This window comes from Virgibacillus sp. M23, from assembly GCF_034190895.1.
Lineage (GTDB): Bacteria > Bacillota > Bacilli > Bacillales > Amphibacillaceae > Virgibacillus > Virgibacillus salarius.
The window spans coordinates 60,801-74,324 of record NZ_JAWDHA010000002.1 but is presented as its reverse complement, the minus strand read 5'-3'; the positions used below and the strand labels follow the sequence as shown (position 1 = coordinate 74,324).

General features: G+C 36.1%; 13 protein-coding genes. 1 reads left to right on the top strand and 12 read right to left on the bottom strand.

Annotation, left to right across the window (positions count from 1 at the left end; genetic code table 11):
- Nucleotides 1-18: 18 nt before the first annotated feature.
- The 3 genes from RVS70_RS01265 to hag all read right to left on the bottom strand — a co-directional run bounded on the left by RVS70_RS01265 (nucleotide 19) and on the right by hag (nucleotide 3,478).
- Nucleotides 19-1,887 carry a motility associated factor glycosyltransferase family protein gene (locus tag RVS70_RS01265; protein ID WP_026679944.1) on the bottom strand — a complete coding sequence of 623 codons (1,869 nt, stop codon included), beginning with the start codon at nucleotides 1,885-1,887 and terminating at the stop codon, nucleotides 19-21.
- Nucleotides 1,877-2,485 (bottom strand): hypothetical protein, encoded by a 609-nt coding sequence (locus RVS70_RS01260; RefSeq protein WP_026679945.1) that lies wholly within the window; start codon nucleotides 2,483-2,485, stop codon nucleotides 1,877-1,879. The genes RVS70_RS01265 and RVS70_RS01260 overlap by 11 nt, the downstream gene beginning before the upstream one ends.
- A 129-nt stretch (nucleotides 2,486-2,614) precedes the next feature.
- Nucleotides 2,615-3,478, bottom strand: a complete 864-nt coding sequence (gene hag / locus RVS70_RS01255) for a flagellin Hag (protein ID WP_026679676.1) — start codon at nucleotides 3,476-3,478, stop codon at nucleotides 2,615-2,617.
- Between the two features lie 313 nt (nucleotides 3,479-3,791).
- Between hag and RVS70_RS01250 the strand changes: the two genes are divergently transcribed.
- Nucleotides 3,792-5,120 carry a short-chain fatty acid transporter gene (locus tag RVS70_RS01250; protein ID WP_121605696.1) on the top strand — a complete coding sequence of 443 codons (1,329 nt, stop codon included), beginning with the start codon at nucleotides 3,792-3,794 and terminating at the stop codon, nucleotides 5,118-5,120.
- Nucleotides 5,121-5,252: 132 nt separating this feature from the next.
- Here the strand turns inward: RVS70_RS01250 and RVS70_RS01245 are convergent, their stop codons facing one another.
- The 9 genes from RVS70_RS01245 to RVS70_RS23350 all read right to left on the bottom strand — a co-directional run bounded on the left by RVS70_RS01245 (nucleotide 5,253) and on the right by RVS70_RS23350 (nucleotide 13,508).
- Nucleotides 5,253-6,131: an alpha/beta fold hydrolase gene (locus tag RVS70_RS01245; RefSeq protein ID WP_121605697.1), complete on the bottom strand. Its 879-nt coding sequence runs from the start codon at nucleotides 6,129-6,131 to the stop codon at nucleotides 5,253-5,255.
- 41 nt (nucleotides 6,132-6,172) lie between these two features.
- Complete coding sequence (locus RVS70_RS01240) at nucleotides 6,173-7,093, bottom strand: DMT family transporter (RefSeq protein ID WP_051388223.1); 921 nt, start codon at nucleotides 7,091-7,093, stop codon at nucleotides 6,173-6,175.
- Between the two features lie 74 nt (nucleotides 7,094-7,167).
- Nucleotides 7,168-7,533, bottom strand: coding sequence for a hypothetical protein (locus tag RVS70_RS01235; protein ID WP_228088985.1), 366 nt, complete (start codon nucleotides 7,531-7,533; stop codon nucleotides 7,168-7,170).
- 311 nt (nucleotides 7,534-7,844) lie between these two features.
- Nucleotides 7,845-8,099, bottom strand: a complete 255-nt coding sequence (locus RVS70_RS01230; RefSeq protein ID WP_121605699.1) for a hypothetical protein — start codon at nucleotides 8,097-8,099, stop codon at nucleotides 7,845-7,847.
- Nucleotides 8,100-8,479: 380 nt separating this feature from the next.
- Nucleotides 8,480-9,433 carry an agmatinase family protein gene (locus RVS70_RS01225; RefSeq protein WP_026679679.1) on the bottom strand — a complete coding sequence of 318 codons (954 nt, stop codon included), beginning with the start codon at nucleotides 9,431-9,433 and terminating at the stop codon, nucleotides 8,480-8,482.
- Between the two features lie 19 nt (nucleotides 9,434-9,452).
- Nucleotides 9,453-10,952, bottom strand: coding sequence for a sodium/proline symporter PutP (gene putP, locus RVS70_RS01220; protein WP_026679680.1), 1,500 nt, complete (start codon nucleotides 10,950-10,952; stop codon nucleotides 9,453-9,455).
- Nucleotides 10,953-11,242: 290 nt separating this feature from the next.
- Nucleotides 11,243-11,458 (bottom strand): hypothetical protein, encoded by a 216-nt coding sequence (locus RVS70_RS01215; protein WP_205388827.1) that lies wholly within the window; start codon nucleotides 11,456-11,458, stop codon nucleotides 11,243-11,245.
- Nucleotides 11,459-11,770: 312 nt separating this feature from the next.
- Entirely contained in the window at nucleotides 11,771-12,901 is a 1,131-nt protein-coding gene (locus tag RVS70_RS01210) for an endonuclease/exonuclease/phosphatase family protein (protein ID WP_226983545.1), read from the bottom strand.
- 361 nt (nucleotides 12,902-13,262) lie between these two features.
- Nucleotides 13,263-13,508, bottom strand: a complete 246-nt coding sequence (locus RVS70_RS23350) for an FIMAH domain-containing protein (RefSeq protein WP_374489095.1) — start codon at nucleotides 13,506-13,508, stop codon at nucleotides 13,263-13,265.
- Between the last annotated feature and the right edge of the window lie 16 nt (nucleotides 13,509-13,524).

The window sequence follows — 13,524 nt, the reverse complement described above, 5'->3', positions numbered from 1 at the left end:
CTAGTTACCATATTTCAATTAATTTATCTTTGATGAAATTAATTGCCTATCTATTTGTTCATTAATTAGTTGTTCCAACTCTACACCTGCACTCCTACAATTCTGAATAAACCTAGTAAACAGTTCAACAATATGATTTGCTTTTTTAATTGGATCAGCTTCCATAACGATATGATTCATTTCATTAATTAGAAAATCCACATGAACTCGTACATAAGGAACAACAAATTTTCTATAGTACATATTTTCGTTTAAATTAGAATAAAGATAATCAAATTCTCCAAAAGCTTTTTCCAAGTTAATTCTATTTTTTAAAGCAATATTTTTATTTAATTTTCGAATCAATTTGTTTATGTTTTCAATAATATTGTAAAATTGGTGCATGTAATTTTCTAAACTATTTAATTTATCCGACAATACACTTTGATCATAAGAATTTGCTGTTTCCCACCATTTTTCTTTGATTATTGAATGAGTTAAAACTTCTTCAATCACTTGTTCAATAGGACAAAAAGGAACTCCTTTAATCTCAGCTCCTCCTTTTGTTGTATTTATAAAGGTATTGCCTTTATAATGTGTTACAATTTGCTCAATACTTTCTCTCATGTTATTAAACGTAATATTTGATTTAATTTCATTACCATACACATCTTTAATCGGAACTCCCTTTTTTATAATCTCTTTATTAAATCCATTCTTCAAGTGTGTATAGCCAATTCCTTTAGCATATAGTTCATCATCCTTATATGCCAAATTCTGTCCTGCAAAAATTATTGGATCACAGCCTATTTCTGACAATAACTGTACCATTAATACCGCAATAGACGTTGCATCATTAATACAATCATTTGCATTAATTTGCGAACCTAAAAAATATTGAGATACATTATCTACTGTTGTTATAAAGTGTACCTTTGGTCCAGTAAATCTCTCCAACGTTTCAAATCCAACACTGGATCCATAAATTAGCGGAATATCATGTAAACCACTATCATTTAACCGTTCAAAGACTTTATAATTGTTATCGCTAGGAGCATACGTACAAACTGCATCCGGTATAACATCATACTCAAGTAAACTATTTATGGCAGATCCAACGGAAAAAATATTTGCTAATTCATTTTTTTTAATGTACCTTATAAATTCCATATCTTCCACTAATGATGGACCAGCAGAGATAATCACTGCCGGTTTCCTCTTAAATTGCTCAAGCTTAATATCTTTCATCATATTAGGAGTAGTTAATACAGATTTAAAGTTATGTACACTATTTATTGTCCATCTTTTTTGGAATTTCTCATTTGTATGTAATCTCGAACGACGATTAGTAATTACTTTTTTAACATTAGATCGAAATTGTATCATTTTTTCCTTAAAGAGATTTTCGTAACTTGGTAGAGTGATAATATAAATGTTTTGATTACTAGAGACAAATTCCTTTAAATAACTCATTGCTTCCTTTTCATAGGTATCAATATAAAGTTGTAATGTTTTTTTTGTTATTAGCTGATTAAGTTTCCTTTGTTGTGTCAATTCAAAAAATACTTCGGGGCAAGGTTCATAGATCGAATACGTATTGCTAGGATACATTTCCTTAAACTTTTCAATATGATATCCTAGCCCAACACCATAGAAAAATACATGTGTATCTTCCATAATACTCTCGCTATGTGCAGTTATAATTCGCTCTGCTTCACGAATTGGATCATATAAACTATGAATCATCAACGGATTGCCTTCAGTCGTTTGGTATCGAATTGTTTTAGCTCCTGTTTTTGATTCAAGGATGGTTAGTCGATTCAATTCTATCTTGTTCTCATGCTCTAAAAAATAGTTTCGAATTTCAGGGAATCGCGCTCTTAGCAATACTATGTTGTCAATTAGCATTTTTGCATAACTCCCTATCTTCTAGTGACTTTTCTAAATTATTCTCTAGCGATTCATAGGCAGGAACGACTTCATAAGATAATATATCTGAAATTAGCACCGTATCCTTTGTTTCAATTCCCTCCATCAGTGCTTTGAAGCCTTGTTCACAAGTTGAAACACTCTCCTCAATATTTTCCCAATAAGCTGGTTTTATTTTGGATGCTTTTGTGAACATGTTAAACTGTAAGATCCATTGCATCCCTTCAGCTAACTGATCAATCCCTTCCCATGTCTGCTTCGTAAACGTATGGTAGCTAGCATCAATTAGCTCTTTTAGTGCTGGTATTGCACGTTTTAGATAATCATTAATAGAATCCATCGTTTCCCAAATCATCTCCTGCTTACTATGGGTTACAATTTCCACTTGAAGAATCTCTTGAAGATGTTTTGATATATATGCTTCATGCTCCTCATAAACCTCTTGATTATCTATAACTAAATGACTGAATACTGTGTTTTCTTGTTGGATAAGTTCATTTACTTTTTCATAAATGAAATGAATTGCAGAAGTGTCATTTTCTACCGTATAGGACGTTTGTTTATGTAGTAATTTCATATGAAATCCTCCTATCTAATTACACTTTTATTATCGGCAAATAACGAAGAAAATTAAATAATAGAGAAAATAAAAACCGACCTCATATCATGAAGTCGGTTTAACGTACAGCTCATCATTGAATGTAACTTATCTTAGAAGTTGTAGCACACCTTGTGGTTGTTGGTTAGCTTGAGCAAGCATGCTTTGCGCAGCTTGAGTAAGGATGTTATTCTTAGTGAATGACATCATTTCTTTAGCCATGTCAACATCACGAATACGTGATTCAGCTGCAGTTAAGTTCTCAGCAGAAGCCCCAAGATTGTTAATAGTATGCTCAAGACGATTTTGTACTGCACCTAATGCTGAACGTTGAGTTGAAACAGTGTTTACAGCTTTGTCTATGTTGTCTAGTAGTGTATCGTATCCAGAAGTAGTTAGAGCGTTACCACTACCATCTACTACAGAAACATCTGCAACACCTAAACCACTAGCGCTCATATCGCCGATTTCGATAGATAATTGCTGTCCTTGATTAGCACCAATTTGGAAAGTTAACTGACCACTACCTGTACGGCTACCGTCAAGCAATGTTTTTCCATTAAATTCTGTACGATCAGAGATACCTTTACTTCCAGACTGACCACCTAATTCTTGAATTAAAGAATCAATTTCATCCTGGATTGCTTGTAAATCTTCTGGCTCTTGAGTACCTGTACTTGACGCTTGCACTGTCAATTCACGCATACGTTGTAGAATGGAATGAGTTTCATTTAGTGCGCCTTCTGCAGTTTGAATTAAAGAAATCCCATCTTGTGAGTTCTTTTGAGCCATTTCTAGCCCACGAATTTGGCCACGCATTTTTTCAGAGATTGCGAGACCTGCAGCATCGTCTCCAGCTTTGTTTATTTTCAAGCCTGAAGAGAGCTTCTCCAATGAGCTTTGTACTGCGTTGTTGTTACCTGATAGTTGGCGGTGCGTGTTTAGCGCCGCAATGTTGTGATTAATAATCATTTTTTCCTTACCTCCATGTAAGCATATTTTTTGCGAGCCACATCCTTATGTCTCACATCTATAACAACTCATATAGAGTTATTACCAAGTATTAGTAGATTCACTGTGCTGTCGTCCTTAACGTTAAGGCTGTAACCATTAATCTCTATGATTACATTACTTATATCGGCATATTCTTTCAATGTTTAAACGTTTTTTTTATTTTTTCTATTTTTATAGCTGAAGCATATGATTATAATAGAGTGACTCGGAAGTTTATGGTTTCTTTTCAAGAGAAAGCTAAGTATTTCACAAAATTTAAGGAGGAAAAGGAATGAAGGCTTTCACTGCATTTTGTGAGCGAATGGTACAACGTTTTTTACCTGATGCGTTTTTATTTGCCATCCTACTTACATTCACTGTATTTCTTTTAGGAATTATCTTTACTAACAGTTCTCCAATGCAAATGATTGATTATTGGGGGACAGGGTTTTGGGATTTACTTGCATTTGCAATGCAAATGTCCTTAATTGTTGTAACTGGATACATATTAGCAAATACACCACTAGTCAAAGTTGTGTTAAAAAAGATTAGTAATCTAGCAAATACGCCTTCACAGGCCATACTATTAGTCACATTTATCGCTTCCTTAGCATGTTTAATCAATTATGGGTTCGGGCTTGTAGTTGGAGCTCTTTTTGCCATTCATGTAGCGAAACGTGTACCAACGGTTGATTATCGTGTATTAATGGCAAGTGCCTATAGTGGATTTCTTCTGTGGCATGGAGGCTTATCTGCTTCTATTCCATTATTAATTGCCACACCAGGCCACTTCTTAGAAGATACGATTGGTATAGTACCTGTTTCAGAAACGTTATTTAGTGGTTTTAATTTATTTATAGCTGGTTTTCTATTATTCACCTTACCTTTTGTCAACCGCTTTTTAATGCAAGCACGGCATCCACTAATTCATTCTGACGCAACCGAGTGGCAAACAAATAACATAGACGAAAATAGCGAGAAAGATTCCGTTGAAGATAAAAGTCCTGCCGACCGTTTAGAAAACAGCAAAACGATAGCTTTCCTGATTGGCATCATGGGGTTAGCATATGTTATTTATTTTTTTATAAATAACGGATTCGATTTAAATATCAATATTGTTAACTTTATTATGCTTTTCTTAGGAGTTATCTTACATCGCACCCCAAGACGATTTTTAAATAGTGCAACACACGCTGTTAAAAATGTCGGTGGTATTGTTGTGCAATTCCCTTTTTATGCTGGGATCATGGGAATGATGGTTGCTTCTGGTCTATCCGAGCAAATGTCTCTATGGTTTGTTGAGATGTCCAATGCGTTTACCTTTCCACTGTTTACATTTCTTAGTGCCGGCATTATTAATTTTTTCGTACCATCTGGTGGCGGGCAATGGGCCGTTCAAGGTCCGATTATGATTCCAGCAGCTTTGGACTTAGGTGTAGATACAGCAAAAACAGCGATGGCTGTTGCATGGGGGGATGCATGGACGAACATGATCCAACCATTCTGGGCATTACCTCTTTTAGCTATCGCTGGATTAAAAGTTAAAGATATAATGGGATTTTGTGTCATCCTATTATTATATAGTTTCATACCTATTTCTATTGGATTATTATTCTTTTAGTAGCAATAATTAATTACAAAAGGTTAGGTATCTTCTTAAACTATTTTTTCCCACTTGTAAGGGTTCAGCCTCCTGTAAACTAAACACTTACTAGAGGCTGTAACCAATTTCGTTCAAATCTTAGAGATAACATTAATACTGCTCTTGTAAAAATGTATAAATCTCTGTTTGTATTTGTTCAAGATTACTTGTTGATGGAAAATGCCCCATATCAAAGGTATGGTAGCTAATAAGGTTTGGAATAATCTGTTGAGCATACTTCATTACTCGTCGATTTGGAAAAAAGATATCTCTTTCTCCTGTGATAACCATTGTAGGGGAGTGATAGTTTCTTAACTCCTTCCTTGTTGTTAATTTTGGCATATTCTTTTCCAATTTTACGTGCGAAAATATATTTCCTATCAATTGGCGATCCTGATCCGTCATTACTCCAGCAGATAATGCATTTGTAATTGTAGTTAAGCTAGCTTCACTACGATTACGATGATAAGAGACTAAAGGAAGTATTACATGGCGTAGCATATCTTTTTTTGAACCAAGTTGAATACCAGAGGGATTAATAAGAACGGCACAAGCTATTCTTTCTGGCTGGAAAGTAGCCAACCTAAGAATAATACCTGCACCATAGGATGGACCAATGAATGCACTCTTTTCCAATTGAAACCAATCCATTATATCGGATATCCAGTTGGCAAAACTATGATCTTTTGCAGAAATACGTGTTTCGTCACTATAACCTGGATGGCCTATTGTATCTGGCGCATAAATACGATAATGATGAAAAAGCTCCTTAAACCAATATAATGTCATTGGATTAATTGCATTTCCGCCTTGTAGAATAATGAGTGGCTTTGCGTTTTTCGGCCCGGTTATTAGCAGATGCGTATTTCCAAAGCGTGTTTTGACATACGCACGCTCCAAACGCAGTGAAAAGGCTTCTAAATAATCTTCATAGGCTTCTTGAATCTTATTTTTCCCATCCACACTCTTATAAATAGTAGCTATTCCCATATAATACTCTCCCTTATCAAATTGCCAAAATGATATAATCATCACGTATCATGTACTCGTTTTTTCTGCGCAATGATAATTCCAATAATTATCATCCCTGACCCACCTAGAATCCCAAAAGTCATTTTTTCACCAAGCAGAAAACTACTAAATAACAGCCCAAACATGGGAACAAGTAATGTAGATATCGTCGCCGTAACCATATCTACTAAACTAAGAATTAAAAACCATAATGTAAAGCATAGTGCAGATGCAAATACACCTGTAAATAATATGTAGTATACACTTTTACTATTTACTAATAACGGTTCATGATGCTCCATGAAAAGGGTAACCATCATAATAGCCAGTGCTCCAAAGAACATTTGAAAGGCTGACACCTGTATTTGCGATAGGTTTTCAAGTTTTAATCGGTAATACGTATTTGCCACTGCCCATGAAACGGCAGCAAGAATAATTAAAATCTCACCTATTATCATTTCTGGCGATTGACCAATCCAAATATCCCATCCTAAAATCGTTAAAAGTCCTAGCATACCAATAAATAGCCCTATAGATTTAGCTAAGCTTAATTTTTCATTTAAGAATTTTACTGCTAATAAACTACTCCACATTGGCATGGAGTATAAGAGAACAGAGGACTTCCCTGCGTCTACAAATCGTAAAGCATACATGACTAGTAAGAAGACAATAGCTGTTTGCAGAATGCCAACGATAACAATATGTTTCCAATATTTTTTTGGAGGCAATCCGAGCTTCAAGATCCATGCTACTAACAGTAACGTAATAGCACCTACACCAAAGCGAAATGAGGAAAATGTGAATGGTCCCATGTATTGTAATGATTCTTTCATTAGTACCCATGCATAGCCCCAAAGTAATGTAATAAATAAAATAAGGCTGCCAATAAGGGTTCGATTATCCTTTAACTTCTCCATGAAAACGTTGGAAGACTTCTCCATTTCTCTCCCCCTTTTTCATATCATAGCAAAAAACACGTAAAAAAATAAGCCTGCTTATGCACGCTATAAGAACTTTAACTTTGATACAATAAGGCAACATCAGTTTTTGTTTCCAACATGTCGCTGCAGAGGATAGTGAATTTCTTATCGACCTTACGTATATCTGACTTGATTTCCATTTTCAAGTCTTTTAATTCTTTTTTTACAGAGCTGATAGTTGTTTCCATATTTGCAAAGTGACTTTCTGCCTTTCCCACTCTAGATTCTAATTTATCTACTTTCATTTCTAACTTTCCCACTCTGGATTCCAACTTATCTACTTTCATTTCTAACTTTCCCACTCTAAATTCCAACTTATCTACTTTTCCGTGGAGTACTTTAACGTTATTAGAAACTTCCATAACTGCTTGAAAAACGTCCTGTAAAGTTATTTCACTCATGCCTCTCCCCCTTTTCACTATATTTTTATGCTAAGCATACCACCATCTATTTATCTCAACAACCGAACAAAATATGAAATTTCGAGAAGACTCACCTGTATCCTTTAAATTTCTTCCTACTACTAAATATAATGTTGCAGAAATAATAGGATACTAAATTAGCATTTCTATGTAGCAATAATTACGAATGCCAAACTACTATGTAAAAGAAAACGAATAGGTACGTGCATACATATTCAATTTATAGAAACTGATTCATTCCTTGAAACTTTTAAATAATATAAAAAAATAAGCCTGCTTATGCACGCTTTTTAATAAACAACCTTTCGTGCTATTAACTTCTTTGTACCGCTTTCCAATCTACCTTCTGTTACTACTGCTATCTTTCTATCTATACGTTTCATATTTTTTTCTAATCCATCAATATGCAACCCCATATGATCTATTCTTGACTCTAGATTGGTATAGAGTTGATTAATCTGACGACTGTTTGTCTTTACATCTTCTAATTCTTCCATGACATCAGTGATAGCATGCAACAGATCTTCCACCATCTGTTTGGTCAATCTGTTTCCTCCTTTGTCATACATTATTGTCATCGTAACAAGCAATCTTATAACTAACAAGTGTATATAGGAGGAATTCCCATCTTCAAAATAGGTATATATATCTGGAAAGTGTTTTTTAAACCTTGAATTAAGGAGCGACCCGAAAACGTTAGCTATTTATCGATTAATTGGGATTCACTCCTTTATCAAGGAAACTTATCCTCTTGGGAACCTGATCATTGAATGATTTTTATCCCACATATAACTGGCAGTCCCCCACTTCAAGTAATAAAGTGAACCCAATATGGGTAAGTGGGGATAAACAAAACTCCGACTGATTGAAGTTTCACTCTATAGATCAATGATCTTATAGTCCAAATTCTGACTTGTATATTACACTATTGCTTCTGTTCATGAATAATATTACCGGCAAGTGCATAAAGAACTGCATAGGTTACAAAGTGAGAAGAATTATCATTTGTATCTTGCTGTGGGTAAACTTCAACATAATCCATTCCTCTAACACCCTGTTTGGCAAAAGCATAAATAAGCTCCAATAGCTCAAAGGAAGTAAGCCCATTCCCATCAACAGGACCACCAGGATTATAAGCAAAATCAAGTACATCGCTGCAAATGCTTAAGTAAACAGCTTCTGTTCCTTTACTTGCAATGGAATAGGCATGCTTAGCAAGTGCTGCTATATCTGTTGATTTGCGAATATCTCGGATAGTAATTGTGGACGCACCTACTTCTGCTGCATACTTTCCAGTCTCTGGTGCGTTTCGTGGGCCATGTATCCCCATATGCACGATGCTTTCATTTCGTACACTTTCACTTTCATATATACGATGGAAGGGTGTACTTCTTGCATAAAGGTCACCTTCATAATCCTTATAATTATCGTAATGGGCATCAAGGTGGATTATTCCTACTTTGCCATTAATATCTTCACTTAATGCCTTAACAATAGGGTAGGTTATCCCATGATCCCCACCAAAAGCTATCGGAAATTTACCTGTATTCCAAACTTTAATGGCGAATTTTTCAATTCGTTTCATTGTTTCTACCGTATCTGCTGGCACAACATCAACATCTCCTAAATCACCTACCCTGTAATGCTCTAAAACATCTACATTATCGAGTTCAGGTAGATAACCAGAATAACGAGCTGAGTTTAAACGAATGACTTTTGGGCCTAATTCACAACCTGTATAATCTCCCCATGTAACTGCACCTTCCCAAGGTACTCCGTAAATAAGAACATCATTCTCTTTTACTTTTTCGTCATGTAAATCTGCCTTTGAACCACCTAAAAAGCAAGGGGTATTACCATATATTTTTTCATGCACCATGTTGTACCACTCCTAGAGTTTATTTAACGCCAGTTACTTTATCGTATTCCTTGAGCATTTCATTGGAAGGTCCCTTACCAACTAAGCTACATCCGATAATGGCAATACTAGACAAAATAAAGCCGGGTACCATTTCGTACAGTTCAGATCCAGTTAACGGCCAAAGAAAAACTGTTATCCCGCCAACTAGAATGCCAGCTATTGCACCATTTCGGGAAGTTTTTCTCCAAAATAAAGAAAACAATATTGCTGGGCCAAATGTGGCACCAAAACCTGCCCATGCATACCCAACTAAATTAAGTACAGAACTAGTTTCATTCCACGCGATTAGTACCGCAATCAATGCAATAACTAATACGGAAATACGACCAACCCAGACGAGCTCATTCTCACTAGCATTTTTACGGAGGTACCTTCTGTAAAAATCCTCTGATAATGCACTAGAAGAAACCAATAGTTGTGAGTCAACTGTACTCATAATAGCGGCCAAAACCGCTGCCAGTAGGATCCCAGCTACCCATGGATTATAAACAACTTGAACAAGCTGAATAAAGACTTGCTCCGAATCAGCAAGTGGCTGGTCAAATGTAATGATCCCTAACATTCCAACAATGAGTGCTCCATATAGTGGAATGACCAGACCCATGGTTACACTAATTAACCTGGCTTTTCTCACTTCTTTGTGGGAACGAATAGCCATAAAACGAGCAAGTATATGTGGCTGACCAAAGTAACCAAGCCCCCACGCAAGTGCTGAGATAATTCCAACAGCCCCAATTGCACCTGCAGATTCCCAAAGAATGCCTTCCGCTTGACTATAATCTGTAGCGGCAAAAGCATCGATTAAACTTGGAGTTATATGACCAAGCTGATTAAACAGTTCCCCAAATCCACCTATCTTAATCAAACCATATATTGATGTAAATAGTAGTGCAGCTGACATTAGAGCACCTTGAATAAAATCGGTATAGCTTACTGCCAAAAAACCTCCCAGAAACGTATATGCAACAATAATAATGGCACCTACAGTTAATGCTAGGTGATAATCCATTTCAAAGGTTCCTTGGAATAGTTTTGCACCTGCAACTAAGCCTGAGGCTGTATAAAATAGAAAAAAAGCTAGAATAAAGACAGCGGAAATAACACGTAACAAATGGGAGTTATCACGGAAACGATTTTCAAAATACTGGGGTAATGTAATGGAGTCATTTGTATATTCGGTATAAATGCGAAGTCGTTTTGCAACATACTGCCAATTTATCATTGCACCAATTGCTAAACCAACAGCAATCCATAAACTCCAAGTGCCAAGTCCAGCAGCATATGCAGCACCAGGTAATCCAATTAACAACCATCCACTAAAATCACTAGCGGAAGCCGAGAAGGCTGTAACCCAGCTATTTAATTTTCTTCCACCAAGTACATAATCAGATAATGTATTTGTCATACGATAGGTTACAATTCCGATAAGGATCATCACTATCAAATAAACAATAAATGTTAAGATTGTGGGATTCATTAGTCTTCATCCCCCCTTTCTGTAAAAAAAGTGACGACAGCCCAAACTACCAACAATGGCATTGGAACAGCAAACCAAAAGAAAGTCCATCCACTAATCGCATACTCCATGTTTCTCCTCCTTTTCTTGGCGTTTGGATATAATTACGATTTCATCTTAACATAAATAACTGAAAATTTCATCTAATCTAAAAATGATGAGGTTTAGCTTCTCAACGATAAGAAAAACTGAGCAAAATTCGCTCAGTCCTTATCACTAAATGCTCAGATTCACGCTTCCTCTAGTAGCTATTATGGAATAATAGCTACTGCTTGCTTGACCAACACTCCGGCTGCCCACTTCCCTTTCCGTGGGGTTTGTCCTTCCGCTAACTTTTTTAGCAAAACCCGCTCAAAAAAGTGGATCTTCAGGTCAAACATTTCCCACAGGAGTTGAAGTGGCCGGCCTTCGCTATTATCAGGCTCTACAACGCTAGCATGAAGTAACACAGCTGCTTTTATACTCACGGATAGCGATTTTTTGTAAAAAAAGTCAACCTATTACTTATGACAAGAATTGTTGCACCTTCTCATAGCGGAGACTAATTACGTAGACTCCTGCGGGAATAGCGCGAGCCGAAAATCCACTTTGCAACGTGTTCTTCTTTGCAAAGTTAGTTGAGGCCGTGCCCGCGGAAAGCGAAGTAATTAGTCGGAGCATTGCCAATATACATCAAACATTTCAAAATAACTACTTGGCTTAACGCAGTCATTGCACTGATTTTATACTTTCTTAACTTATCAAAAAGACGAAGTACGTATACATCGCCTACACGTTTGTTATTTTTCAGAACTCCAGCACGCTCTTAAAAATTCTGTATCTGATACAAGTACATCGTACGCTTCATCTGAGATCATTTGATGATTTTTTTGATAGGTAAGCAAGTCTACAAAACTGTCCAAGTGTTTTATCATTTTATCTTTTCGATTTTTTTCCTCATAATAATGAAGTATATCTAAGTGTAATCGAGTTCGATTGATCAGCTGCTGATTTGTTAACTCCCCTCGTTGTTCATAATAGTCTATAAGCGATTTCATTCCTCTTATCGAATAGGAGTGATTTTCACGAAGGATTGTTACATCTGCTGTGACTGGAAGATGGTCAGATGCATTGGACATGTTTACTTGAGCAGCGTCTATCTTCATACGAGGTGACGTAAAAATATAATCGATTCTCCGGTTAGGAACTGTCGATGGATACGTATATCCTTGCACATCATTGATATGCCATGCATCATCATACCATTGAAATAACGGATGCAATTCTTCTGCATTCGGTCTAGCATTCATATCTCCAACTAAAATATTGTAATTATTTTCTAACATAATTGCACTCATATCACTAACTTGCATTTCCCTAATTGCTGGATTAGAACGATAGTCTAAGTGAGTAACATAAAAGTGAACCACCGCTCCTTCAATTGTGATTTCTGCTTCTAAAAATCCTGGTGCCAGTCTCGGCTCAGGATTAGGATCTTGAGTAGAAAGTCTGGTGATTTGCCTATTAGCTGCATTTGTAATGGGATATTTACTTAACATAGCTACCCCAAATTGTCTACGATGGTCACTACCTTGGGCTGGTTCCATATCATAAATTGGAGCAAAATAGTAATACATATCCAGTTCTTCCGCAAGTAATTGAATGGTATTGTCGTAGTTACTCCTAGCCCCCCAATGAACATCAACTTCCTGAAGACCTATGATATCTGCTCCAGTTTCTTGGATGGTTTCAGCTATTCGCTCCAACTGATAGTTTCCATCCGTTCCCCTTCCAGCAGCCATATTATAGGTAGCCACTTTAATAGGTATTTCCTCTTCATTTACATAGTCATTAAATTCAGCAGCACTAAAGATGGATAAAGTGGGAAAACAAACGATGCATGAAAATAAAACTATAGCAATTTTCTTCAATTTGTACACATCTCCTTTGAATAAATGCTTAAAGTTACTTCGGATAGCGTTTAAAATATTGCTTCAAAAACGAGACTGGGACAAACACAACTTCTTCACTCAAAATACGAATAATCATGTTATCAATAGGAGTATCATCGCCGCACCGTTAAACTATACTCGTGGCACGGCCTCAGCTAACTTTGGTAAAGAAAAACACGTTAATACGTGGATCTTCGAACTCGTGCTGTTACCGCCGGAGTCTCGCTTATTTCAGGTGCTAAATGAATGATTCTGATCAAAAAACGAACGATAATTAATTTCAACTAATCATCGTTCGTTTTTAACCGTTTCTTCATTCTTTTTGTCTCAGCCTCGTTCTTTATTGCCATTGTTTAATCATATCGTTGGCTTGCTTCATTAAATAGCTATAAGCCTCCTCTACAATTCGTTGACTATCTTTCTGCTGATCTAATAAGAGCTTAAAGCCTTTCATATGTTTTCTTACTTTATCAGCTTGTCCTTTCTCTTCATATTGAGCTACTGCTGTTAAATGCATTGTTAATTTCCGCTTTGCAGCTTCTTCAATGGCACCACTTTCTGTGAACCTATCCACAGCTGCTTGCATATTATCTACAAGTATT